Origin of the sequence: Rahnella laticis (assembly GCF_015644585.1) — a bacterium.
Classification (GTDB): Bacteria; Pseudomonadota; Gammaproteobacteria; order Enterobacterales; family Enterobacteriaceae; genus Rahnella; species Rahnella laticis.
On sequence record NZ_JADOBI010000005.1, the window covers coordinates 219,479 to 244,291 of the forward strand.

At 53.5% G+C, this 24,813-nt stretch carries 26 protein-coding genes and 1 tRNA gene; 13 read left to right on the top strand and 14 right to left on the bottom strand.

Translation table 11 applies throughout. From position 1 onward, the window contains the following. Nucleotides 1–30 precede the first annotated feature (30 nt). From IV433_RS12895 to aspS, 3 genes are read right to left on the bottom strand one after another with little or no spacing between them, the layout of a single operon-like run. Nucleotides 31–774, bottom strand: coding sequence for a YebC/PmpR family DNA-binding transcriptional regulator (locus tag IV433_RS12895; RefSeq protein ID WP_152325803.1), 744 nt, complete (start codon nucleotides 772–774; stop codon nucleotides 31–33). A gap of 25 nt (nucleotides 775–799) precedes the next feature. Beyond that, nucleotides 800–1,246, bottom strand: a complete 447-nt coding sequence (nudB, locus tag IV433_RS12900; RefSeq protein ID WP_152325802.1) for a dihydroneopterin triphosphate diphosphatase — start codon at nucleotides 1,244–1,246, stop codon at nucleotides 800–802. Next, the gene (gene aspS, locus IV433_RS12905; RefSeq protein ID WP_195814522.1) at nucleotides 1,246–3,042 is read right to left on the bottom strand and encodes an aspartate--tRNA ligase; all 1,797 of its coding nucleotides are present in this window, start codon (nucleotides 3,040–3,042) and stop codon (nucleotides 1,246–1,248) included. Before aspS ends, nudB begins: the two co-directional genes overlap by 1 nt. A gap of 339 nt (nucleotides 3,043–3,381) precedes the next feature. Here aspS and IV433_RS12910 point away from each other — a divergent pair, with 339 nt between their 5' ends. From IV433_RS12910 to IV433_RS12940, 7 genes are all read left to right on the top strand, one after another. Then, complete coding sequence (locus tag IV433_RS12910) at nucleotides 3,382–3,957, top strand: hydrolase (RefSeq protein ID WP_195814521.1); 576 nt, start codon at nucleotides 3,382–3,384, stop codon at nucleotides 3,955–3,957. A 74-nt stretch (nucleotides 3,958–4,031) separates the two neighbouring features. Then, entirely contained in the window at nucleotides 4,032–4,850 is an 819-nt protein-coding gene (locus IV433_RS12915; protein WP_195814520.1) for a DUF72 domain-containing protein, read from the top strand. 109 nt (nucleotides 4,851–4,959) lie between these two features. Next, on the top strand, nucleotides 4,960–5,355 hold the full coding sequence (locus IV433_RS12920) for an MAPEG family protein (RefSeq protein WP_152325798.1): 396 nt from the start codon (nucleotides 4,960–4,962) through the stop codon (nucleotides 5,353–5,355). 115 nt (nucleotides 5,356–5,470) lie between these two features. Further along, a complete protein-coding gene (cmoA, locus tag IV433_RS12925; RefSeq protein WP_195814519.1) occupies nucleotides 5,471–6,214 on the top strand; it encodes a carboxy-S-adenosyl-L-methionine synthase CmoA in 744 nt (247 codons plus the stop codon). Then, complete coding sequence (cmoB, locus tag IV433_RS12930; protein ID WP_195814518.1) at nucleotides 6,211–7,182, top strand: tRNA 5-methoxyuridine(34)/uridine 5-oxyacetic acid(34) synthase CmoB; 972 nt, start codon at nucleotides 6,211–6,213, stop codon at nucleotides 7,180–7,182. The genes cmoA and cmoB overlap by 4 nt, the downstream gene beginning before the upstream one ends. Nucleotides 7,183–7,349: 167 nt before the next feature. Continuing rightward, nucleotides 7,350–7,553, top strand: coding sequence for a hypothetical protein (locus IV433_RS12935; protein ID WP_195814517.1), 204 nt, complete (start codon nucleotides 7,350–7,352; stop codon nucleotides 7,551–7,553). A gap of 427 nt (nucleotides 7,554–7,980) precedes the next feature. Next, nucleotides 7,981–8,223: a hypothetical protein gene (locus IV433_RS12940; RefSeq protein ID WP_195814516.1), complete on the top strand. Its 243-nt coding sequence runs from the start codon at nucleotides 7,981–7,983 to the stop codon at nucleotides 8,221–8,223. A gap of 104 nt (nucleotides 8,224–8,327) precedes the next feature. Here IV433_RS12940 and cutC read toward each other — a convergent pair whose 3' ends face one another. Next, nucleotides 8,328–9,086, bottom strand: coding sequence for a copper homeostasis protein CutC (gene cutC, locus IV433_RS12945; protein ID WP_165056982.1), 759 nt, complete (start codon nucleotides 9,084–9,086; stop codon nucleotides 8,328–8,330). Between the two features lie 112 nt (nucleotides 9,087–9,198). On the opposite strand from cutC, the gene IV433_RS12950 reads away from it, so the two are divergent. Then, the gene (locus tag IV433_RS12950; protein WP_195814515.1) at nucleotides 9,199–10,347 is read left to right on the top strand and encodes a MalY/PatB family protein; all 1,149 of its coding nucleotides are present in this window, start codon (nucleotides 9,199–9,201) and stop codon (nucleotides 10,345–10,347) included. Here the strand turns inward: IV433_RS12950 and IV433_RS12955 are convergent. Beyond that, entirely contained in the window at nucleotides 10,344–10,904 is a 561-nt protein-coding gene (locus tag IV433_RS12955; RefSeq protein ID WP_195814514.1) for a VOC family protein, read from the bottom strand. The two genes, IV433_RS12950 and IV433_RS12955, sit on opposite strands and share 4 nt — an antisense overlap. 286 nt (nucleotides 10,905–11,190) lie before the next feature. Between IV433_RS12955 and argS the strand changes: the two genes are divergently transcribed. Next, nucleotides 11,191–12,924 carry an arginine--tRNA ligase gene (gene argS / locus IV433_RS12960; protein ID WP_195814683.1) on the top strand — a complete coding sequence of 578 codons (1,734 nt, stop codon included), beginning with the start codon at nucleotides 11,191–11,193 and terminating at the stop codon, nucleotides 12,922–12,924. A gap of 76 nt (nucleotides 12,925–13,000) precedes the next feature. On the opposite strand, the gene murJ is transcribed toward argS, so the two are convergent. The 4 genes from murJ to rimJ form a co-directional block, all read right to left on the bottom strand. Then, on the bottom strand, nucleotides 13,001–14,530 hold the full coding sequence (murJ, locus tag IV433_RS12965) for a murein biosynthesis integral membrane protein MurJ (RefSeq protein WP_195814513.1): 1,530 nt from the start codon (nucleotides 14,528–14,530) through the stop codon (nucleotides 13,001–13,003). Between the two features lie 195 nt (nucleotides 14,531–14,725). Further along, nucleotides 14,726–15,637 (bottom strand): Gfo/Idh/MocA family protein, encoded by a 912-nt coding sequence (locus IV433_RS12970; protein ID WP_195814512.1) that lies wholly within the window; start codon nucleotides 15,635–15,637, stop codon nucleotides 14,726–14,728. A gap of 12 nt (nucleotides 15,638–15,649) precedes the next feature. After that, nucleotides 15,650–16,303, bottom strand: a complete 654-nt coding sequence (locus tag IV433_RS12975) for a YceH family protein (protein ID WP_195814511.1) — start codon at nucleotides 16,301–16,303, stop codon at nucleotides 15,650–15,652. A 10-nt stretch (nucleotides 16,304–16,313) separates the two neighbouring features. Continuing rightward, nucleotides 16,314–16,901: a ribosomal protein S5-alanine N-acetyltransferase gene (rimJ, locus tag IV433_RS12980; RefSeq protein WP_195814510.1), complete on the bottom strand. Its 588-nt coding sequence runs from the start codon at nucleotides 16,899–16,901 to the stop codon at nucleotides 16,314–16,316. A gap of 212 nt (nucleotides 16,902–17,113) precedes the next feature. Here rimJ and mdtH point away from each other — a divergent pair, with 212 nt between their 5' ends. The 3 genes from mdtH to IV433_RS12995 all read left to right on the top strand — a co-directional run bounded on the left by mdtH (nucleotide 17,114) and on the right by IV433_RS12995 (nucleotide 19,827). Beyond that, entirely contained in the window at nucleotides 17,114–18,319 is a 1,206-nt protein-coding gene (gene mdtH / locus IV433_RS12985) for a multidrug efflux MFS transporter MdtH (RefSeq protein WP_195814509.1), read from the top strand. 155 nt (nucleotides 18,320–18,474) lie between these two features. Then, entirely contained in the window at nucleotides 18,475–19,122 is a 648-nt protein-coding gene (grxB, locus tag IV433_RS12990; RefSeq protein ID WP_195814508.1) for a glutaredoxin 2, read from the top strand. Nucleotides 19,123–19,263: 141 nt separating this feature from the next. Beyond that, nucleotides 19,264–19,827 (top strand): lipoprotein, encoded by a 564-nt coding sequence (locus IV433_RS12995; protein ID WP_152325783.1) that lies wholly within the window; start codon nucleotides 19,264–19,266, stop codon nucleotides 19,825–19,827. A gap of 59 nt (nucleotides 19,828–19,886) precedes the next feature. Here the strand turns inward: IV433_RS12995 and IV433_RS13000 are convergent, their stop codons facing one another. The 4 genes from IV433_RS13000 to IV433_RS13015 all read right to left on the bottom strand — a co-directional run bounded on the left by IV433_RS13000 (nucleotide 19,887) and on the right by IV433_RS13015 (nucleotide 23,888). Beyond that, nucleotides 19,887–20,471, bottom strand: a complete 585-nt coding sequence (locus tag IV433_RS13000; RefSeq protein ID WP_195814507.1) for a TorD/DmsD family molecular chaperone — start codon at nucleotides 20,469–20,471, stop codon at nucleotides 19,887–19,889. A gap of 60 nt (nucleotides 20,472–20,531) precedes the next feature. Next, nucleotides 20,532–21,272 carry a phosphatase gene (locus IV433_RS13005; protein ID WP_195814506.1) on the bottom strand — a complete coding sequence of 247 codons (741 nt, stop codon included), beginning with the start codon at nucleotides 21,270–21,272 and terminating at the stop codon, nucleotides 20,532–20,534. Between the two features lie 67 nt (nucleotides 21,273–21,339). Continuing rightward, nucleotides 21,340–22,281: a glyoxylate/hydroxypyruvate reductase GhrA gene (ghrA, locus tag IV433_RS13010; RefSeq protein ID WP_195814505.1), complete on the bottom strand. Its 942-nt coding sequence runs from the start codon at nucleotides 22,279–22,281 to the stop codon at nucleotides 21,340–21,342. Nucleotides 22,282–22,406: 125 nt separating this feature from the next. Further along, a complete protein-coding gene (locus tag IV433_RS13015) occupies nucleotides 22,407–23,888 on the bottom strand; it encodes a peptide MFS transporter (protein ID WP_195814504.1) in 1,482 nt (493 codons plus the stop codon). 397 nt (nucleotides 23,889–24,285) lie between these two features. Here IV433_RS13015 and IV433_RS13020 point away from each other — a divergent pair. Then, a tRNA-Ser gene (locus IV433_RS13020) sits at nucleotides 24,286–24,375 on the top strand. A gap of 124 nt (nucleotides 24,376–24,499) precedes the next feature. On the opposite strand, the gene IV433_RS13025 is transcribed toward IV433_RS13020, so the two are convergent. Further along, a complete protein-coding gene (locus IV433_RS13025) occupies nucleotides 24,500–24,652 on the bottom strand; it encodes a Hok/Gef family protein (RefSeq protein ID WP_195814503.1) in 153 nt (50 codons plus the stop codon). Between the last annotated feature and the right edge of the window lie 161 nt (nucleotides 24,653–24,813).

Here is a 24,813-nt window from a genome sequence, read left to right on the forward strand (position 1 = left end):
AGCCGGTGGAGACCACCGGCTGCGGTGAGATTACAGAGTTTCTGCGATCTCGTCGGAGATTTCACCGTTGTGGTAAACCTCTTGTACGTCGTCACAATCTTCCAGCATGTCGATCAGGCGCAACAGTTTTGGTGCAGTTTCTGCATCCATGTCGGCTTTGGTCGATGGGATCATGGTGACTTCTGCGGAATCTGCTTTGAAACCGGCAGCTTCCAGTGCGTCTTTCACTTCGCCCAGATTTTCCCAGGCAGTGAACACGTCGATTGCGCCATCGTCGTATGACTGGATATCTTCTGCGCCCGCTTCCAGCGCGGCTTCCATCAGCACGTCTTCATCCAGACCCGGTGCGAAAGAAATCACGCCTTTCTTGGAGAACAGGTACGCAACGGAACCGTCAGTGCCAAGATTACCGCCGGTTTTGGTGAAGGCATGACGCACTTCAGCCACGGTACGGTTGCGGTTGTCACTCAGACATTCCACCATGATTGCAGAACCACCCGGGCCGTAACCTTCATAAATGATGGTTTCCATGTTGGTGTCTTCGTCACCACCGACGCCACGCGCAATGGCACGGTTCAGGGTATCGCGGGTCATGTTGTTGGACAGTGCTTTATCAATTGCAGCGCGCAGACGTGGGTTTGAACCCGCATCGCCGCCGCCCAGACGTGCAGCGGTAACCAGCTCACGAATGATTTTGGTGAAGATTTTGCCACGTTTAGAATCTTGCGCCGCTTTGCGGTGCTTGGTGTTGGCCCACTTACTGTGACCTGCCATAAATATCTCCAAAAAGTCTAAAGTCTTAACAGACCGAATAGTTTACAAATTCTTCAATCGCCTGCTGGTTGCTCGGGGAGACGGTCAGCGCTGCCGCTTCCGCTTTTCCCAGCCACCGGAACGCATGATGTTCGGTAAGAACCACATCACGCTCGTCGGGTAACGCCAGACAGAACCAATGTTCTTTATTACGGGTTACGCCGGGAGCATAGCGATGGCGCAAATGCGCAAATATTTCAAAGTCCTCGCAGCGGTCACAATCCTGAAGAGGCAGGTTTTCACCTGCGATGTCGATTCCGACCTCTTCCATCACTTCACGCTGCGCGGTTTGATTCGGGGATTCCCCGCCTTCCAGACTGCCGGTCACCGACTGCCAGAAATTCGGGTCATCCTTTCGTTGGAGCATCAGCACCCTGCCGGTGTTTCTGGCGTAGATGACGCACAGTATCGACTCAGGACGCTTATAGCTCATTAGTTATTCTCTGTATTTGTGTCTGGTGTCACTTCTTTTTTCGCGACAACCGCAATACCGAGTTCCAGCAAAGAGGCCGGATTCGCGAAGCTTGGTGCTTCGGTCATCAGACAGGCCGCTGCCGTGGTTTTCGGGAAGGCGATAACGTCACGGATGTTATCCGTACCGGTCAGGAGCATGACCAGGCGATCCAGACCAAATGCCAGACCGGCATGTGGCGGTGTGCCGTATTTCAGGGCGTCGAGCAGGAAGCCGAATTTCTCGCGCTGTTCGTGTTCGTTAATACCCAGAATGCTGAACACGGTCTGCTGCATTTCGCTGCGGTGAATACGTACAGAACCGCCGCCCACTTCGTAGCCGTTGATGACCATGTCGTACGCGTTCGCGATTGCGGAAACCGGGTTCGCCGCCAGTTCCTGCGCCGTCATTTCTTTCGGTGCGGTGAACGGGTGGTGCATGGCGCTCAGGCCGCCTTCGTCGGTGTCTTCAAACATCGGGAAGTCGATAACCCACAGCGGAGCCCACATATCTTCGTTGGTGATTTTCAGGTCGCGACCTACTTTCAGACGCAGTGCGCCGATTGCGTCAGTCACAATTTTCGCGCTGGCGGCGCCGAAGAAGATCATGTCACCGTCTTGCGCGCCGGTACGTTCAATCAGGGCAGACAACAAATCCGCATTGAGGAACTTCGCGACCGGGCTCTGAATGCCTTCCAGACCTTTGGCAACTTCGTTGACTTTGATGTAAGCCAGGCCTTTCGCGCCGTAGATTTCGATGAATTTCGCATACTCGTCGATTTGCTTACGGCTCAGCTGTGCGCCGCCCGGTACGCGCAATGCCGCTACGCGACCTTTTGGATCGTTAGCCGGATCGGCGAATACTTTGAACTCGATGTTTTTCATCAGGTCAGCAACATCAACCATTTCCATCGGGTTACGCAGGTCTGGTTTGTCTGAACCGAAACGACGCATGGCTTCTGCAAAGGTCATGATCGGGAAATTGCCCAGATCCACGCCTTTGATTTCCTGCCACAATTCGCGGGCCAGTTTCTCCATCACTTCGCGCACTTGCTCGGCGCTCATGAAAGAGGTTTCCACATCGATCTGGGTGAATTCTGGCTGACGGTCAGCACGTAAATCTTCGTCACGGAAGCATTTAACAATCTGATAGTAACGGTCGAAACCGGACATCATCAGCAACTGTTTGAACAGCTGCGGGGACTGCGGCAATGCGTAGAATTTGCCTTTGTGCACACGGCTTGGCACCAGATAGTCACGCGCGCCTTCCGGCGTGGCTTTGGTCAGCATCGGGGTTTCAATGTCGAGGAAGTCATGGCTGTCCATGAAACGACGCACGAAACTGGTGATTTTTGCGCGCGCTTTCAGTCGGTTAGCCATCTCCGGACGACGCAGGTCAAGATAGCGGTATTTCAGACGCGCTTCTTCAGTGTTGACGTGATTGGAGTCCAGCGGCAGCGCTTCTGAACGGTTGATGATGTTCAGCTGGTTAGCGAACACTTCCACTTCACCGGTCGCCATGTCTTTGTTGAACTGGCTTTCAGGACGTGCACGGACGGTACCGGTTAACTGGATACAAAACTCGTTACGCAGTTCAGAAGCCAGTTTGTAGGCTTCGGCCTGATCCGGGTCGAAGAAGACCTGAACGATACCTTCGCGGTCACGCATATCGATGAAAATCAAACCACCCAAATCGCGGCGACGGTTAACCCAGCCACACAATGTCACTTCCTGGCCCACATTGGACGCATTCAGCTTTCCACAATATACAGTACGCATAACGGTATCCTTTTGATCCCACTACCCGGCCTCATGGCGCACAGGTACAGAAACGGTTATTCACTCTGGTCGCCCGCCGCAAAACTGTGCAGCGCGCGGAATGGGTTTTATTCGGGTCGAAAAAAGGCGGCTATTATAAAGGAATTTCCGCCGCAGGATAAGTGCGAACGCATCAAGGCTGGCGCGGAAATTCACACATGTTGCTTGCTACACATAATTTAACAAAATTATCCCCATTTTGACCCACGCGTTAGCATAGACTCCGGCTATCCCCTTTGTACACGCAGTTCATTATTCCTGCCTCTATTTACCCCTTTTGATAACCGGGAGCTAAACACCATGAAACTCGACCCTAAAACGACCGCATTAGTGCTGATCGATTTACAGAAAGGCATTCTGCCGTTTGCCGGCGGCCCGCATACTGCGCAGCAGGTTCTGGATAACGCCACTGAACTGGCAAACCGTTTCCGTAAACTGGGCTCTCCGGTGGTAATGGTGCGCGTGGGCTGGTCCGACTCTTTTGACGAAGCACTGAAACAGCCGGTTGACGTCCCTGCGGCCGCGCCGGAAGACGGCCTGCCAGCGAGCTGGTGGGAATTCCCGGAGCAACTGGGCGTCACCGACAAAGACTTGCTGGTGGTGAAACGCCAGTGGGGCGCGTTCTACGGTACAGATCTGGATTTACAACTGCGCCGCCGTGGCATTAAAAGCATCGTGCTGGCCGGTATTTCCACCAACATCGGTGTGGAATCCACAGCCCGTAACGCCTGGGAACATGGCTATGAGCTGGTGATCGCCGAAGATGCATGCAGCGCGCACAACAACGACCATCATCAGTCCAGCGTGCAGTTCATCTTCCCGCGCATCAGCCGCGTGCGTTCAACCGCCGAAGTGCTTGCCGCACTGCCACAGTAACGTTACCCTGCCGGATATCCCTGACGCCGCCTGCCGGGCGGCGTTTTTTATGGAAAAAACAGAGGAATCGCGGCATGTATATTGGTTTACCGCAATGGCACCACAACGCCTGGGCCCGTATCGGGCTTCGCGATCTGGCTGATTACGCCCGGTATTTCAATTGTGTCGAAGGCAACACCACATTTTATGCGTTGCCAAAACAGGACGTTGTGATGCGCTGGCGCGATATGACGCCTGAATCCTTCCGTTTCTGTTTTAAATTCCCGTCATCCATCAGCCATAAAGCAGCACTGGCAAACTGTCAGGAAGATGTCGATACGTTTTACCGCACGCTCGGGCCGCTTGGCGAACGCATCGGGCAGCTCTGGTTACAGCTTCCTCCCACTTTTGCACCCGCGCATCTTGAGCGTTTATGGCAATTTCTGGACGCCCTGCCCGCCGGTTTTGATTACGGCGTTGAAGTACGCCACTCTGATTTTTTCGCCAAAGGCGATGCCGAGCGCGCGCTGAATCAGGGGTTACATCAGCGCGGGATCAACCGCACGATTCTCGACAGCCGTCCGGTTCACAGCTCGAAATCTCAGACTGAAGCGGTGCTTGACGCCAAACGTAAAAAACCTGTTCTGCCGCTCCACGCCGTCGTGACGGCGACGCGCCCCATCGTGCGTTTCATCGGTGGCGATATTCTTGACGATAACCGGCCGCTGTTCGTGCAGTGGGCTGACAAACTTGCGGCGTGGGAAACCCAGGGGCTTTCTCCTTATCTGTTTATCCACACGCCGGATTGCACCGACGCACCGCAGCAGGCGCGCAGTCTCTGGCCCTTGCTGCGGGCCAAAATCCCGACCGTTCAGCCTGAACCTGACTGGCCGGAACAGGACGCGCTGTTCTAAATTATTCGTGATTGTCTGACGACAGTTTTGCGTCTTGCCGCTATCATAGTGGCGCAGTGAAGCGGGTCATTGCCCCGCAGGATCACAGGGAATAACCAAGGAAGTCATCATGATTAGCGCGTTATATGTCGTGCTTGCCGCCATACTTTTGATCAAACTCTCTTTCGATGTGGTACGCCTGAGAATGCAGTACCGTATTGCCACCGGCGACGGCGGCTCCTACGAACTGCAAACCGCCATCCGCGTTCACGGCAACGCCGTCGAATATCTGCCTATCGGTTGTTTATTGCTGCTGTTTATGGAAATGAACGGTGCCGGCGTCTGGATGATTCACGCCTGCGGATTACTGCTGATTACCGGCCGGCTGTTCCATTATTACGGCTTAAAACACCGCGAATTCGCCTGGCGCCGCAGCGGCATGGCCGCTACTTATATCTCGCTGGTGTTAATGGTTATCGCGAATATCATCTATTTGCCGTGGTCCCAGTTTCTGGCATTCGACTAGCTTTTCCGCCGTTTTTTACGGGCAGCGCCGCGCACAGGTATCTGCCCGCCTCAGTATCTGCTAAAATTCGCCCTCAAAATTCTGTCCCTTCAATTTTTTGGTTCGACTCACCATTATGGCAAAGCACGATACGCTGTTTTCTGCACCGATAGATAAGCTGGGCGACTGGACGTTCGATGAACGCGTTGCTGAAGTTTTCCCCGATATGATCCAACGTTCTGTACCGGGTTATTCCAACATTATTTCGATGATTGGCATGCTCGCCGAGCGCTTTGTTAAGCCCGACACGAATGTCTATGATCTGGGATGCTCGCTTGGTGCGGCTACGCTGTCGATGCGCCGCAATATCAAGGTTTCGGGTTGCGAAATCATAGCAGTCGATAATTCCCCTGCCATGGTGGAACGCTGCCGCCGCCACATCGACGCCTTCCGCGCCGATACGCCGGTTAACGTTATCGAAGCCGATATTCTGGATATCGAACTCAAAAATGCCTCGATGGTTGTGCTCAATTTCACCCTGCAATTTCTTGAACCGGACGATCGTCAGCGACTGCTGAATCAGGTCCATCAGGGAATGCGCCCGGGCGCAGCGCTGGTACTGTCAGAAAAATTCAGTTTTGCGGACAAAGACGTCGGCGAACTGCTCTTCAATATGCATCATGATTTCAAACGTGCGAACGGCTACAGCGAACTGGAAATCAGCCAGAAACGTAGCATGCTGGAAAACGTGATGCTGACCGATTCTGTTGAAACCCACAAAGCACGCCTGCATCAGGCCGGTTTCCAGCACACAGAACTCTGGTTCCAGTGCTTTAACTTCGGCTCGCTGATTGCCGTCAAAGCCGGGGAAGCAGAATGATTGATTTTGGTGATTTTTACCGCGTGATTGCCAAAGGGCCACTGAGCCCGTGGCTTAACACTTTGCCTTCACAACTCACTGCATGGCAGAAAGAGTCGCTGCACGGTAAATTTAAACTGTGGTTCAACTCGGTTGACCGCCTGCCGTTGTTACAACCAGAACGTCTTGATTTGCTGCACAGCGTTTCCGCCAATATGGAAACCCCGCTGCCCGCCGGTCAGCGTGAAGGCATCGAGAACCTGCTGCGCAATATGATGCCATGGCGTAAAGGGCCTTTCTCGCTGTACGACGTTGAAATCAATACCGAATGGCGTTCAGACTGGAAATGGGATCGCGTACTTCCGCACATCTCCTCTCTGGCGGGCCGTACAATTTTAGACGTCGGCTGCGGCAGCGGCTATCACATGTGGCGAATGATTGGCGCGGGCGCGCATCTGGCCGTCGGTATCGATCCGATGCAGCTGTTCCTGTGCCAGTTTGAAGCGGTGCGTAAATTACTGGGCGGCGATCAGCGTGCACATTTACTGCCGCTGGGCATCGAGCAGCTGCCTGAGCTGAACGCGTTCGACACCGTTTTCTCTATGGGCGTGCTTTACCACCGCCGTTCACCGCTGGATCATCTTTATCAGCTGAAAAACCAGCTGGTCAGTGGCGGTGAACTGGTGCTGGAAACGCTGGTTGTCGAAGGCGACATTCAGCAGGTTCTGGTGCCCGGCGACCGTTACGCACAGATGGGAAATATCTATTTCATTCCGTCTGCCGAAGCACTGAAAGACTGGCTGGTTAAATGCGGATTTGCCGATGTGCGTATCGCGGATGTCAGCGTCACGACGGTTGAGGAACAGCGCCGTACCGACTGGATGACCAGCGAATCACTGGCCGAATTCCTCGACCCGAAAGATCCAACCAAAACTATTGAAGGTTATCCGGCACCGCGCCGCGCGTTGCTTATCGCCCGCAAACCTTAAACCCTGCTTTCTCCGCCAGACGCACTGTCTGGCGGAAACCTCCCCCGCATTTATCTCCGGCTTTCTGCCCCGTCGTGCTGTACATCCGGGATTAAAAAGGTCTAACCTTTCGGAATGGCTATCTGTTTGTTCTGACAGAGATCGTGGTTAACGTTCTGGGAGGATGTATGAAATTCCCTAAAGGCAGTATCGTTCAACACAGATCCGGCGATATTAAAGGCACCGTGATGAATACGTTTGAATCTGATAAGGACATCGTCTCGTATTACGTTTCCTGGGAAGATGGCAGCAGCAGTCTGCATCAGGAAAACGAATTGCACTGGGCCAATATTGATGTCGCAATCAAAATTAAAAACTTCTACGAAAAGTAGCCAGCACGCTTCTGACTGACATAAATCTTCCGAATTTACTCACCTTTTCCGGCCTTAAGATCAGCGCTGACGGCCACTGTGCGCCAGGCCTTTGTAAAGCTTCCTGTTTTCATACTTTATCGTTGGATTGATTCATAGTCTTTCGTGTATAAATTCGGCCAAAGTTATTCATCAGAACGCGAACCTGTCGCGGAGAAAAGTATGCGCCGGAGAATCCGATTCCTTTTTGATCGTGCAGTGATTGTTTTAGGCCTCTTTGTAATGTGTCTGGTGGTCAAAGCGGGCATGTTTGGCGTGGCTTACCTTACCTGGGGCTGACACTTTTCAGATTAAATGACAACATTTGTCCAATTTTCGATCTGACACCCTTTCCAAATGTAATGGAAATGCTAGTCTCCTATAACCATTCAAACCATAAGGTTATAAAGTGTCCGACTCACACGAAAACCCGGATGTTCTCCTGCGCACCGCTCAGGCACTGGAGGCAGCAATTGCATTCAGCATCGCTTCAATTTCGGTAAATCTTCCCGATGTAAAAACGGAAGTTGTTGAGTCTTTACGCCGTAATACGGCGAACAGCGATAAACAGGATCCGACTAAAGACGCCATCGAACATCTGGTGACGCTGATTGAAACCGCAGCAGGCCCTTCCGAAAAACACCGCGTCTAGCACAGAAATTAAGCATAAAAAAAGCCCCGCCAAAATGACGGGGCCTGGTACTTGCGCAGGGCGACGCAATAAGGGTCGTTTGACCCGGTTAAATCTTGAGATTATTACGCCGTGCGGGATATTTGATCGTCAAACTGCAATGTACTTTTCATTGCGGCAACAATATCACCGTCCACGCAATAACGACTGAATTCATCAAAATCGGTGTCGGAACTCATGGTGACACCGGCTTTGCGGTAGCGCATAGAGGAAGGAACCTGACGCCCTGCCGAGCTGTGTAATTCGGTCAGCCCGATATCCACAAACTTTTGCAGATTCGTCAGGCGCACACCTGCGCCAGCCATAATAATTGGACCACGCGTGAGCTGATTCAGTTCCCGAAGCATCGGCAAACCGACTTCCGCATTTTGCTGCTGTCCGGAAGTCAGAATGCGCGCCACACCTAGCTGAGTCAACTGCTCAAGCGCAATCTTCGGGTTCAGGCACATGTCGAAAGCGCGGTGAAATGTCACAGCCATATCGCCGCATAACGCCATCACTTCCCACATTCTTGGCATATCAATATGCCCTTCATCGTCGAGCATGCCGACCACCAGGCCGGGAAAACCGAGATCGCGGATCATCGCGATGTCACTTTTCAAAACATCAAATTCGCTTTGGCTATAGCAAAAGTCACCACCCCTCGGACGTACAATCGGATGTACAGGGATCGTCACTTTTTCCCTCGCCAGTTTGAGGGTGCCGTAACTCGGCGTAATACCGCCGTCAGCCTGACTCGCGCACAATTCGACGCGATCGGCTCCGGCTTGTTCTGCTGTTAACGCACAATCCACGCTGTAACAACACACTTCTAATTTTGTCATGTGACCTCTCCTGATTACGGCATTATGCTACAACACTTGTGTGTAACCGGCCATGTCGCGTAGGCTCTGACATGAGCATTCCCGCCCAACTGCCTGCTTAGGAAAGCTAACTATGGCACTCAATTTTGATTTGTGGGTAGACCGCAGTCACAGTGATAGCGTTAAGTGGAATAAATATCATCATCAGGATGTGATTCCGCTTTGGGTCGCCGATACCGACTTCACGTCTCCGCCTCAGGTTATTAAAGAACTGCAACAACGCGTGGCCGAAGGTGTCTTTGGTTATGGTATTACTCCGCCGGAACTGATTGATATTGTGGTTAAACGGCTTGCAGATCTTTATGACTGGGCGATTCAGCCTGAATGGATTGTCTGGCTTCCGGGTCTGGTCTGCGGGCTGAACGTGGCCGTGCGCGCCAACGTTGAGCCGCACGAGAGCAGCCTGATGCCGATGCCCATTTATCCGCCTTTCATGCAGGCCGCACAATCTGAAGGCCGGGCATTTAAATCCATTCCGGTCACCCAACAGCAACAACGCTGGGTGGCAGATTTTTCCGCCGCTGAAGGCCAGCTTGATGGCAGTGAAAAGCTGCTGATGCTCTGCAATCCTTATAATCCGGGCGGCACGGTTTATCGTCGCGATGAATTACTGCAACAACAGGAATTCGCCAGACGCCACAATCTGGTGGTGTGTTCCGATGAAATCCACTGCGACCTGATTCTGGAACCGGATCTGAAGCACGTTCCGTTTGCCTCACTCAATGCGGATGCAGAACAGCGTTCGATTACGCTGATGGCACCGTCGAAAACCTTCAATCTGGCCGGACTGGGTGCCTCGATGGCGATCATCCCAAACCCCGAATTGCGCCGGAAATTTTTAGACACCAGCAAAGGTATCGTTCCGCACGTCAATATTCTGGCGTATGTTGCGGCGACGGCGGCCTACCGTGATGGCGGAGCGTGGCTTAACGCACAGCTCGATTATTTGCGTGAAAACCGGGATCTTGTGGCGTCGCGTATTAACGCCATGCCAGGTTTACGCATGCTGGCACCCGAAGGCACCTATCTTGGCTGGATTGATGCCAGCGCATTGCCGGTGGACGATCCGTACCGTTTCTTTGTCGAAGCGGGCGTGGGCTTCTCCGGCGGGGCCGAATTTGGCGCGCCGAAGTGTGTGCGCATCAATTTCGGCTGTCAGCGCGCCCTTCTCGGGAAAGCACTCGACCGGATGGAAGCCGCACTCGATAAGCTCCGGCGTTAACCCGCGTCCCTTTCGCTGGCGACAATTTCACGCAGGCTGTGCGGGTGAAATTTAATCGTTACTGAACCGTCAGTGACCGCCAGCGTGGGGTTAGGCAAACGCTCATTTTCCCCTTTGGGCGCACTCTGCTTCAGTTTTATACCAGGCGTCATCAGCGCTTCATCGGCAATCAGTGCCAGCGCCCGCGTATACAACTCTTCTTCTGCCCCCGGCAGCACAATCTCAATATGTTCCCAGCCCTCATGCGGATATCGCTTATCTCCCGGATAAGGCAATTCCACCAGAACAATGCTCAGCGGCCCGACCGTGAGCGGCTCATCGAGCGTAAACAGGCAGATAGGCCGCCCGTTAATCAGGGTTTCATTGAGCAGGCTGCCGCATTTTTCCAGCCCGGATTTCCAGCGATCGGCTGTCGTGTTCTGATGACAGCGCACAGAAATATGATCGGCATGAAATTCACCCAGGTTGATCTGCAATTTTGCAGCGAATGTCGTTAATACGTCGGTGAAACGCGACATATCATCAACTAAATCCTGTAACTCTGGCACATGTTTCATGGCGGGCATCCTATCTCTTTTCAGTTTGCAGATCTTCAGGGTCGGGTAATTTACACAGCCTTTCATCCGGTTGCCAGAGACATGCCGCAGAATCACGCTTTCATGCCGCCAGACGTGCGGCAATACTGACGCCGCAGGGCTAATATGATATAAACACGCATCATTTTCGGTTAATCCGTTAAAAACGTATAACCAGTAAACAACTACATTCTTCCCCTAAATCATTCGGGTTGCAGTGAAACTGCGCAGCCGAAAGATGACGGGGATATCGACTAAAGGTAATCCGGTGAATATTCAGTCATTCCTTTCAGAAAAAGTCAGCCAGGCGCTGATCGCAGCAGGCGCATCCGCCGACAGCGAAGCGCAGGTCCGTCAGTCCGCCAAAGCTCAGTTTGGCGACTATCAGGCTAATGGCGTAATGTCCGTGGCGAAAAAACTCGGTATGCCGCCACGACAACTGGCAGAGAAAGTGGTTGAACTGTTGGATCTGAACGGCATCGCAAACAAAGTCGAAATTGCCGGTCCGGGTTTCATCAATATCTTCCTGGATCCGGCATTCGTCGGTGCGCATGTCGACAGCGCGCTGAATGACGAAAAACTGGGTATTGCGCCCGTTGAGCCGCAAACTATCGTCATCGACTATTCTGCGCCAAACGTGGCGAAAGAAATGCACGTTGGCCACATCCGCTCCACCATTATCGGTGACGCCGCCGTGCGTACCAACGAACTGCTGGGTCATAAAGTGATCCGCGCAAACCACGTTGGCGACTGGGGCACACAATTCGGGATGCTGATTGCCTATCTCGAAAAAGTGCAGAACGAAAACGCCGGTGACATGAATCTGGCAGATCTTGAAGAATTCTACCGCGCAGCGAAAAAGAACTACGACGAAGACGAAGCCTTTGCAGAACGTGCGCGTGGCTACGTGGTGAAGTTGCAGGGCGGCGACGAATACTGTTTGCAAATGTGGCGCAAACTGGTCGATGTGACCATGAAGCAAAACCAGCTGACTTACAACCGCCTGAACGTCACCCTGACCGAAGACGATGTTATGGGGGAAAGCCTTTATAACAGCATGCTGCCGGGTATCGTGTCTGACTTGCAGTCAAAAGGTCTGGCCGTCGACAGCGAAGGTGCCGTCGTGGTTTATCTGGACGAGTACAAGAATAAAGAAGGCGATCCGATGGGCGTCATCATCCGTAAAAAAGATGGCGGCTACCTCTACACCACCACCGACATCGCTTGTGCGAAATACCGCTACGAAACGCTGGGGGCCGATCGTGTGCTGTATTACATCGACTCCCGTCAGCATCAGCATTTGATGCAAGCCTGGACCATCGCGCGCAAAGCCGGTTATGTCCCAGATTCTGTTGCGCTTGAACACCACATGTTTGGCATGATGCTGGGCAAAGACGGCAAGCCGTTCAAAACCCGCTCAGGCGGCACGGTGAAACTGTCCGATTTGCTGGACGAAGCGATTGAACGCGCACGTAAGCTCATCACAGAGAAGAATCCTGAGCTGAAAGATGCAGAAGAGCTGGAAAAACTGGTCAACGCCGTCGGTATCGGCGCAATCAAATACGCTGACCTGTCGAAAAGCCGCACCACCGATTACATCTTCGACTGGGACAACATGCTGGCCTTCGAAGGTAACACCGCGCCGTACATGCAATATGCTTACACCCGCGTGGCATCAATCTTCAAACGTGCAGAGATTGACGTTAATAGCCTGACACAGCCGGTCGTGCTGCGTGAAGAACGCGAAGCGGCATTAGCTACCCGTTTGCTGCAATTCGAAGAAGTCCTGACCGTTGTTGCCCGCGAAGGCACACCACACACCATGTGTGCTTATCTCTACGACGTTGCTGGCCTGTTCTCCAGCTTCTACGAACATTGCCCGATCCTGAACGCAGAAGACGAAACCAGCCGCAACAGCCGCCTGAAACTGGCACTGTTAACGCAGCGCACGCTGAAAACCGGTCTGGATACGCTGGGTATCGAAACCGTAGAACGTATGTAATTCCTGTCTGGCAGGCATTAAAAAAGGGCGCTTAGCGCCCTTTTTTGTTTCTGCATTTTCTCACATGAACGCCGGATTAATGCCGGGCAAACTCTTTCACGCGGAACCCTAACAGGCCGAGCACGGCGAAGTACGCCACCACGCCAGCGGCGACAACGGCCGCCAGACGTGCCAGACGATACGCCATTCCGCCGACATCCCAGGCAGGCATCAGCCACATCATGCCGAGCAGCGCCGCAGACATTGCAATCACCGCCACAAACAGTTTGATCAGGAAGACTTTCCAGCCCGGCTGCGGCTGGAAGATATCCTGCTTACGCAATTGCCAGTAAAGCAGCGACGCGTTCAGGCATGCAGCCAGACCAATCGACAACGAAAGACCGGCATGTTTCAGCGGACCGATAAACGCAAGGTTCATCACCTGTGTCATCAGCAATGTGACGATGGCGATTTTGACCGGTGTTTTAATGTCCTGACGGGAATAGAAGCCCGGCGCCAGCACTTTCACCACAATCAGCCCCATCAGACCAACGGAATATGCCACCAGCGCGCGCTGCGTCATTGACGCATCAAAGGCGCTGAATTTTCCGTACTGGAACAGCGCAACGGTCAGCGGTTTCGCCAGAATACCCAGCGCGACAGAACTTGGCAGTGCCAGCAGGAAACACAGGCGCAGGCCCCAGTCCATCAGGCGATTATATTCGGCATGATTGCCGCTCGAAAAACTCCGCGCCAGCGACGGCAGCAGAATTGTCCCCAGGGCCACGCCCAGCACGCCGGACGGAAACTCCATCAGTCGGTCAGCGTAATACATCCATGACACGGAACCTGAAACCAGAAATGACGCGAAAATAGTGTTGATAATCAGGGAGATCTGGCTCACCGATACACCCAGAATTGCCGGGCCCATCTGACGCATAACGCGCCAGACCCCGGCATCCTTCAGGTTCAGACGCGGCAGAACCAGCATACCGATTTTCTTCAAATGCGGGAGCTGGTAGCCCAGTTGCAGCAATCCGCCTGCAACCACCGCCCAGGCCAGCGCAAGCACCGGCGGGTGGAAATAAGGCGCAGCAAACAGCGCAAAACCAATCATGCTAACGTTCAGGAACGTCGGCGCAAAAGCCGGTATCGAGAAACGGTTCCAGGTATTAAGTATCGCACCGACCAGAGAAGCCAGTGATATCAGCAGGATATACGGGAACGTGATGCGCAGCAGCGAACTGGTCAGTGCAAATTTATCGGGCGAATCCACAAAACCGGGAGCTGTAATGTAAATCACCCACGGCGCGGCAAGCATACCGAGCACAGTGACAATCGCCAGAACCAGCGTCAGCAGGCCCGAAACGTAAGCAATGAACGTCCGCGTGGCTTCCTCGCCCTGCTGGGTTTTATACTCCGCGAGAATGGGCACGAAAGCCTGAGAGAATGCGCCCTCAGCGAAAATACGACGTAATAAATTGGGCAGTTTGAACGCCACAAAAAAGGCGTCGGTCACCATGCCGGCACCAAAAACGCGGGCCACAATGGCGTCGCGGGCAAAGCCTAATACACGTGAAAACATCGTCATTGAACTGACGGCTGCCAAAGATTTAAGTAGATTCATGTCACTTTTCTTGTTTGCCGGTGGCCTGTCTTTAACTCAATATTGATCAACAGGTTAAACAACCACGCCTGCATCAGCAGGCGTGAAAGATGAACCGGCATGGCTCAAAGATGCGCTTAGTCTACGCATCCGCCATGCAATAGCCAACGGCAGTTGTTATAGATTGTTACCCGCACCATCCTGTGGGGCTTTCACTCAGTTTTGCAGAATTTTTTCGATCATAGCCTGCGCGTAAATCGCCTGCTCGCCGCTGGTTTCAGGTGCGGTCTGGTTCGAGACGCAGTCGACGAAATGCTCAATTGCACCGGCAAAACCACGCTGCGCCAGCGTACTTTGCCAGCCTGCAACAGGTTGCTGCGTCAGAATATCGTCACGTTCATCGCGCCAGACCCGCATATCGTCGAGCTGATAAACGGCGCCTTCTGTCACCGCCTGCACGCTTTCGCGGAATGTCCCTGCGCGGCGATGCATTGAAGTCGTCACCAGCGTTTCTCCGCACAGGAAATGATGCTCGCCATAAAGCATCTGGTCAGCCTCGTTAATCTGAATCAGCCCGCTTTCCAGAGTCGCATTGCCGCCCGCCAGCCACAGCGCCGTATCCACGACGTGCAGATAATCATCCAGCAACGTAAAACGCAGATCGTGTGGCCCGACGCTGTTCGTGCGGTGTTTATCCATCCGCAAGGACGCCGGTTGTTGCATCTGCTCCTTCAGCTGACGATACAGTGGCGCAAAGCGGCGGTTAAACCCGACCATCAGCGCTTTGCCTGCCCGGTTCGCCTGCTCTACCAATTGTTCGGCCTGATCCAGCTCAGCCGCCAGCGGTTTATCGACATACACATGGACGCCCTGCGCCAGCAATTGCCCGACGACGTCGAAATGGCTGGCCGTACTGCTGTGGACGAATACCGCGTCGCACTGGCTGGTAAGTTCGTCCATCCGGGAAAAACAGGCCATCCGGTAGCTGTCGCAAACGGCCTGTGCTTTTTGCTGATTCGGGGAAAAACCGCCGACCAGCGTCCACTTTTCAGCATGACTGAGAACCGGCAGATACGCTTTTTGCGCGATCCCGCCAAGCCCGATAACGCCTATACGAAGTTTACTCACGACGTTTTCCTTTTAATCACCCAAATGTTGCAGCAGGTTTTCCAGACGTTGTTTCAGTTCGGCCACTTCGGCCTCAAGCGCTTCCACGCGCGCGGCCAGCCCGGAGTCCGGTGCGGCGGCGCTGAAAAATGGCTCTTCTGTGGCGCTGGCCGCCTGGCTGACTTCACCGCTGAACAGGTGCATAAAACGGCTTTCACGTTTGCCCGGTTCACGCGCCAGACGCACGCAGAACGGGCCATCTTCGCGGTTAGTCAGATCTGTCAGAGTTCGCTCGACTTCAGCAACGTCAGAAAAATCATGCAGGCGGTTGGTGCGGGTGCGTAATTCGCCCGGCGTTTGCGCGCCGCGCAACAGCAGCGTAGTGACGACCGCCACTTCCTGCGGGGAAAATTTGAGATTGCCGAATTCGGAATTACAAAAACGATGCTCGTACTTCATGGTGCGGGAACCGCTGAGGGTGCGGATAATGTGCTTGCGCAGCAGTAAATCCAGTGTTTGCTGAACGTCACTTTCGCTGAGTTCCATCACCGGTTCACGGTTGCTTTTCTGGTTGCAGGCGGTGGTTAATCCGTTGAGCGTCATCGGATACTGTTCCGGCGTGGTGAGTTGTTTTTCCAGCAAACAACCGACAACCCGGGCTTCCCGGTCACTGAGTTCATGTTTCATGTTGCTCTCCTTATCGGGACGGGGGCGTCCATTCTTGCCAGGTTAGCGCCGTCAGCACGTGATCCTGCCATTTACCATCAATCAGTAAATAGTCTTTCGCATAGCCTTCACGCTCGAAGCCCAGACGCTCGAGCAGTTGGCCGCTGCGTTTATTGTGTGGCATGTAATTGGCCATAATCCGGTGCATTTTTTGCTGGCGCTGCATATAACGGATTAACGATTGCAGCGCTTCCTGCATCAGCCCTTTCCCCTGCCATTCCTGACCGAGGGAATAACCGAGGAAACAGGCATGGAATGAGCCGCGCAGAACATTACTGAAATTTGCCACGCCCATAACGCGGTTTTCATCGGGATCGAGCAGGATAAAATAATACGCGCTGCCCTGTTTCTGCATTTCGGAAATTAACCCCAGACGCGCCTGCCATCCGGAAGGATAACAATGGCTTTCATCCCTGACCGGTTCCCAGGGTTTCAGAAACACCCGGTTCTCCGCATAGTATTCAGCCAGCCGGTGCGCATCGCGGTCATGAACCAGGCGCAGAACCATCCGGTCAGTGGTAAGCCGCACTTTCGGCACGGCAGATTTATAGCCAAACATCCTTTCCTCCACATCCCGCTCGGGTCGATGAATAGAATTTATAGGAAACACCTGATCATCGCCAATTCTGCCAGTCAGAACGCGGCTTGACGATAAAAAAATATTATCAATAGCGCCCTATCTAATTGCCTGATTCCAGTTCAGACTGGAACGGTCTTTTCTTCCTTTCTGTATCTGCCGGACAGGGTACAAATAATCGCTCATGGTGAAGCATGTCTCTGGTATCACAAGCTCGGAGCTTGGGTAAGTATTTTCTGTTATTAGACAACGCGCTGGTTATTTTAGGCTTTTTCGTGGTTTTTCCGTTGATCTCGATCCGATTTGTCGATCAGCTCGGCTGGGCCGCGATGGCCGTCGGTCTGGCGCTGGGTGTCCGCCAGCTCACGCAACAGGGATTAGGCATTTTCGGCGGCGCAATCGCTGACCGTTTCGGTGCCAAACCGATGATTATCACCGGCATGCTTTTACGCGCGGCCGGATTCGCCACCATGGCAATGGCAGATGAACCGTGGATTTTAGTCTGTTCCTGCATTCTCTCCGGCCTCGGCGGCACCTTGTTTGACCCGCCTCGTACCGCGCTGGTGATTAAGCTGACCCGTCCGCACGAGCGCAGCCGTTTCTTCTCCCTGATGATGATGCAAGACAGCGCCGGTGCGGTTATCGGTGCGCTCATCGGCAGCTGGTTGCTGCAATATGATTTCCATTACGTGTGCTGGGCCGGCGCGGGCATATTTGTTCTCGCCGCCGCCTGCAACGCCTGGCTGCTCCCTGCTTACCGGATTTCCACTATGCGCACACCGATGCGTGAAGGCATGATGCGTGTGCTGCGCGATCGCCGTTTTCTCGCGTATGTGCTGACGCTGACCGGTTATTACATGCTGACCGTGCAGGTCATGCTGATGTTGCCGATTGCGGTCAATGATGTCGCGGGCAGCCCGGCGGCGGTGAAATGGATGTATGCGATTGAAGCAGTGCTTTCCCTGACGCTGCTGTATCCGATTGCGCGCTGGAGCGAAAAACGCTTCCGCCTTGAGCAGCGTCTGATGCTCGGCCTGCTGATCATGACCCTCAGCCTTCTGCCCGTCGGGCTGGTGACATCGATTAACCCGCTGTTGCTGCTGATCGGTTTCTTCTACATTGGCTCAATCATTGCCGAACCGGCGCGCGAAACGCTGAGTGCCTCGCTGGCAGACTCGCGGGCACGTGGCAGTTACATGGGTTTCAGCCGTCTGGGGCTGGCGCTGGGCGGCGTGATTGGCTACACCGGCGGCGGCTGGATGTATGACACCGGCCGCGCGCTTGAACTTCCTGAATTGCCCTGGTTTTTACTGGGCATCGTGGGCTTCATCACCCTCACCGGTTTGTACTGGCAATTCAATCTTCGCCGTATCGAACCGGCCATGCTGAGCGGCAGTTAATACCTTGATGCAGACCGCGTTCTCAGGGACGCGGTTTGATCTCCCCTCCTCATTTACCCATACTGGTTTCAGCGTATCGATTAAATCCGAACCTATATCCGGCAGTTTTCACGCACCCTACAGGCCAACGCCGGCGACAACAGGAGCTATGAACCATGAGACTTTACGTTTACGAACATTGCCCTTTTTGCGTTAAAGCACGCATGATTTTCGGTCTGAAAAACATTCCGGTAGAAATCAAAGTTCTGCTCAATGATGACGAGAAAACCCCGATTTCCATGGTGGGCAAAAAGATGGTGCCGATCCTGCAAAAACAGGATGGCGGCTTTATGCCGGAAAGTATGGACATCGTGCATTACGTGGATAAAAGTGACGGAAAACCGTTGCTGACCGGCCCGCTAAATGCGTCTGTTGCGACCTGGCTGCGTCATGTTTCTGAATATATGGGTCGTCTGCTGCTGCCTCGTTTTGCAGCCGCGCCGCTGGAAGAGTTCTCCACGCCGGAAGCGCGTAAATATTTCTCCGACAAAAAGCAGGCTGCCAGCGGCGATTTTCAGGAGCATTTGAAACATTCAGAAGGTCTGGTAAAAAAAATCAGCCAGGACTTACGTGCGCTCGATAAGCTGATCGTCGAACCGAACGCCGTCAACGGCGAGCTTTCAGAAGATGACATCAATCTCTGGCCGGTACTGCGTTCGCTGACTATCGTTCAGGGAATTGAGTGGCCGTCCCGCGTTCAGGCTTATCGCGACAATATGGCAAAACAGACGCAGGTTAATCTGTTTACACGCTTAGCCAGTTAAATCTTACGCCGGAAGCCTGCTTCCGGCGATTTTCCCTTTTCTTCCCCTTCTCCAGCACTTAGGCTAATCAGCGTTGTCTGATTGGAGCGAAACCGTTTAGCGGTCATGCTGACAAAATAGTTTTTACGTAATGAGGGAAGAATGACAAAGCGACTTTTAGGTGCAGCAGTTCTGATGTGCGCCAGCCTGCTGGCCGGGTGTAACCAGCTGACGCAGTACACCATCAGCGAGCAGCAGGTTAATGACTATCTGCACAAGAACAATAATTTCGAGAAACAACTCGGCGTGCCGGGGCTGGTGGATGCGAAATTAGTGCTGACCAATCTCAGCAGCCAGATTGGCCGCGCCGAACCAGGCGTCGTCACGCTGACCGGCGACGCACATGTCGATATCTCGTCATTATTTGGCCCGCAGAAAGCCGATATGCACCTGACGCTTAAAGCCAATCCGTCGTACGACAAGGATAAAGGCGCGATTTTCCTGAAAGATATGCAGGTGGTGGATTACACCATTCAGCCGGAAAAAATGGACAGCGTGATGAAAGGCCTGATGCCTTACCTGAATAATTCGCTGAAAACTTACTTCGATCAGCGTCCGGCGTACGTTCTGAATGGCGATCGCAGCAAAGGCGAAGCGATGGCCAAAAAACTGGCGAAAGGTATAGAAGTGAAACCGGGTGAACTCGTCATCCCGTTTACTGACTAATATAAAAAGCCCGGCACATCTTCATGGCCGGGCTTTTTTATTTCTGACTCATCAGGGATTTACTGATCGTCTTCTTCGTCGTCATCCAGATCCGGCGGCAGCTGTTCTTCCAGCTCATCGCGCATCACCTGCAATGCTTCGCGGCTGATTTCAGCCAGCGTGCGGTAAAAACCGCTGGTGGCGTGCGCTTCAACTTTACCGAGGAATTTCCCGCACCACGGGAACAGGTAATCATCGAACAAGGTGATTTGTGCGCCCACTTCATCTTCCTGCGACTGATCTTCCAGCCATGACGCTGCAAGCAGCATCGCGCCGAAGTGATCGGCAGGCGCTTCGCCTAACGGCATTCCGCGCTGTTGCAGGAAAGTACGGATATCCATTTCATTTGCGCCATCAACGTAAGCGCTGCGGAAAGGCGAAACTGCACATTCTGAGCCGACAAACAAACGGTTAAACTCAGCGGCCAGCGCCTGAGGATCGGCGCTTTCCTGCAAACGGATCAGTAACGCATCCTGCTCCAGCGGCCAGTGTTCGCGCAATTTTCCGTCCTGAATCAGGCCAAAAAGTGGAACCAGTAACGGATCCTGCGGCTGGCGGTAAAACAGCGTGCCCAGAATACGGCAGACAATTGAAAATTCATTCATAACAATAACCTGATCAGTCGGTGAAAAGGGGCAATCCCCCGCAAATTGGCCGCGACAATGTCACAGTTCGCTTAATTCTGCAATTGGTGCGCGCCCGCGTTTTTCCAGAAAATCCAGGAAACGGCGCGGGCTGACGTTCAGAATACGGTCTTCCGGGAAATCAACTTCACGCAAAATACGCTCGCAATGCTCAAACCCGCCCAGTGAATACGCAATGTGCGAATCCGATCCCAGCGCCAGCCAGCCACCGGCTTCTTTCACCGCCAGCGCAACCGCACGGCAATTGGGTTCGCTGCCTTTACGCGAGTGGATGAAGGAGGAGTTATTCAGCTCCAGCGCGACGTTATATTTCGCCGCCGCCGCCGCAACGGCAGGAATATCAATCGGGTATTTCGGATTACCCGGATGCGAAATAATATGCACTTCGCCACCCGCCATCGCGGCAATCATCGCGGCGGTGTGCGTTTCTTTATCCACCGGTTGCATCACCGGCTCATGGAAACCGGCGATGATCACGTCGATTTCATCGAGCATCGGGCCGGTGCAATCAATGTCGCCCTGAATGTTTTTGATGTTCGATTCGATACCGCGCAGGATGCCGATTCCGTTCACCAGACGCGGCCAGACCCGCATATTCATAAAATGCCAGTAGTGCGGGGCATCGGCCATATCAGGGCCGTGGTCAGTGATGGCAAACAGCTTAATGCCTTTCTCAGCGGCCTCATCAATATAATCATGTAATGTGCTGTAAGCATGCGTGCTGGCAACAGTATGCATATGCAAATCAACGGGGTACGGCATGTGCTCTCCTTAAGTGATCCCGTGGCGACTGCATGGCCGCCACGTGAGTAATTTTAGCAGATGAACGTTAATAACCCCGGTCGAGGCAGACACGTCCTGCCGGTTCCCGCCCTGCTTCGATAGCGAGAATATTCGCCGCAATACTGTCCATCGCTTCTTCCGGCAAAGTATCCGCACCCACGTGCGGCGTGATGCTGACGCGCGGATGCGACCAGAACGGGTGCATGCCCGGCAACGGCTCTTCGGCAAAAACATCGAGCGTGGCGGCAGCAATCTGCCCGCTGTCCAGTGCGCGCAGCAAATCACCTTCCACCAGATGTCCGCCGCGTCCGAGGTTAATCAGATAAGCATTATGCTGCAGATTTGTGAACAGTTGATGATTAAGAATACCGGCGGTGTGCGGCGTATTTGGCAGCAGGTTAATCAGCACCTTGCAGCCGGACGCAAATGCCGCCAGCTGATTGTCTCCGTAAAAGCTTTGCACGCCGTCCTGAGATTTCTCGCTACGGCTCCAGGTGCGAACGGTGAATTGCAGGTCAACCAGCGCTTTCGCCACGCTGCTGCCCAGCACGCCAGCGCCAAGAATGCCGACAGTAAATTCACCGCGAGAATGCGGTGCCAGCGGCCGCCACTGTTTTTGCTGCTGGAACAGCTGGTATTCATCCATGCGGCGGAAATACCGTAACACGCTGGCCAGCGCGTATTCCTGCATCTGCAACGACATTCCGGTATCTTCGAGACGAATCAGCGGCACACCGGCGGGCAATGTGCCGGGCTGACGCTGTTCCTGTGTGAGAATGGCATCCACGCCTGCGCCGAGGGCAAAAATGCCCTTGAGCATCGTGCGCGGGGCCAGCATGGCGTGCGGTGGCCGCCAGACCAGCGCGTAATCGGCGGGTTCGTGGTCTGCGGCGTTCCATACGCGCATTCTGGCCTGCGGTATGCGTTTTGTTATTCCGTCAATCCAGGGCTTTGCATCAAATGTAGGGTGGTAAAAAATAATGTTCATCGGGGACGCCTCCTGTGAGCTGATAGATTTCCCTGAATATCATCAGGATGCAACCCTGAGGCCGAAAAAAGAAAAAGCCCCGAAAATCGGGACTTGAAGATTCACTGATAGCGTTGTCGTTCAGGTCAGGCAACGGCAGGCTCGCGGCGGATCATCCGGCGTAGAAGCGGGATCAAAACCAGCAGAACCACGCCGGTGACAACAGAACCCCAGCCAAGCATGTTGAAGACTTCGCTGTAGCCCGGGTTAGTGAGCACCGGCGTACTGCCTTCGTTTTGCGGCATCAGCCCGGAGATGTAGCTGGCGAGCACCGAAGCCACGCCGGTCACCATCATCCAGCAGCCCATCATCACGCCCTGATAACGCGCCGGGGCCAGTTTACCAATCATCGCGTAGCCGATAGGAGAAATCAGCAATTCACCAATGCTTTGCAGCAGATAGCTGATGGCAATCCATTTAAACGCCACCAGCCCGTCGCCGCCCGCAAGATGGATCCCCAGCGGCAGAACCAGCATTCCCAGTCCCATGCAGAATAAAGAAGCCGAGAACTGTGCCGGAACATCAATTTTCCAGCCACGCTGACGCAATTTATTGAACCACAGCGCCATCAGCGGTCCGCCGATAACAATCACGATGGTATTGATATTCTGGATCCACTGCGGTGCCACGCGGATGCCGTAAACGTTCAGATTGATGTTGTTTTCGGAGAACAGCATCAGCCCCATCGGAGCCAGCTGATACAGCGTCCAGAACACCAGCGAACCCAGTGCCAGCAGAAGATACGCTTTCATGCGGCGGCGTTCATCAGCCTGGCGGTGACGGAAAGTGACCAGCGTCATCAGCGCAAAAATGATAATACCCAGCGCAACCACAAAATAACTGCTGAACTCGGCGTGGGTCAGCAACAGTCGGATAACCGGCACCAGGACGATTAAAATGGCGATACCGACAGCCATACGGCGCAGCAACTGGCCGCGGCTGGCTTCTTTAAGCGGCGTGCTGATGTCGGCCAGAATCGACCAGCGAGACAGCGTCACCACCACCGCCGCCACGTTGCCCAGCGTGGCAAACAGGAACAGCGCGCGATAGTTTTCGCTCAGCTGGAAATAACCGGCAACGGCAAAACCAATAAAGAAGCCCAGATTCATCCCGGCATAATTCCACAGGAACGCCGATTCGCGGCGGTCATCATCCGGTGCAAAACGCTGCGTCAGCATCATATTCAGGCAGGTCACGTTCAGCCCGCTGCCGGTCAGGAACATCGCCAGCCCCCAGTAAAGGCCGGTTACGCCTTCCAGCGCAATCAGCGCACAGCCGAAGACCTGCAACACCATGCCCAGCACAAACAGGTTACGGTTGCTCAGATAACGGCCGCCGAGATAACCGCCAAACATGTGCAGGCCATAGTTGAACGCACCAAACACGCCCATAATGGCGTTGGCGTTATCTTCGCTGAAACCCAGTTTTTTTGTGGCGTACAGCACCAGAGTGGAATACAGCACCGCGAAGCCGAGTGTCGCGAAAGTCTGAACGAAGAATAATGTGCCCGCGCCGGCAGGTATCGCCGTGCGGTGCTGCGACGCCGTCGCGTTATTTGACTGACTCAAGTAAGAACCCCTGTCCCGTTGTGTGGATTTATTCTGCTTCTGGTTTTAACTAGCCCAGTTTTTATACGAAGCCTTTTTTTAGAATCCATTGTTATACCTTCGGGACTGGCGATTTTCACAACATATTTTGCTATTTAACCGTAACGGGAAGTGTTTGCTGCTTAATCGCACTTTTATGCAGTTATTCTAATTATCTATTCATAAGCATAAGCAGAATTAATGACGCTGCGTGACTTACGGCAAACTGGTCATCCTTAATACAGTTTTTGGTCTGTAAATCAGCAAACTGCTCTAAGTTTGTCTAAACAGCACAGAACCTGCAAAAAGAAGGTTGACGCTGAACGCGCTTTTCCCTACATTAGCGCCGGTCAGCAGCACTGCGGTGTAGCCGGCGACTGGAGAGGTGTCTGAGTGGCTGAAGGAGCACGCCTGGAAAGTGTGTATATGAGCAATCGTATCGAGGGTTCGAACCCCTCTCTCTCCACCACACAATACGAGAAGGCCCGAATGAAAATTCGGGCCTTTTTGTTTTTGCATTTTCTGCAAATGGGTGCCTGAGGCCAACTTGCTTTGTCAACATCCGAAAAGGTGGGGCGAACCCCACCTTACGGTTAGCCGTTAATTTCGTAGCTTAAGACTGCCGCAATTTCCGTATTTCCCTGCTTAATATGCAACTCGCACAGCGAATCACGCACCATCCAGGTCCAGGCCAATAACGTGAAACAGATCACCATGAGCCCGTACAAAATCAGCTTTCGCGCCATCTTAACCTCCGTTGCATTTCTGCATCTATGAGGCTATCCTGACGTTGTCTAGGCGTCGTTGGTAGCCTCGGGTTGATTGAAAAAATTAACTCGGGGCTTTCTTCTTATTACGCCTTGAACAACACTGCTCAAGACCAATAAGCCTCAAGCACCCGCGCGCA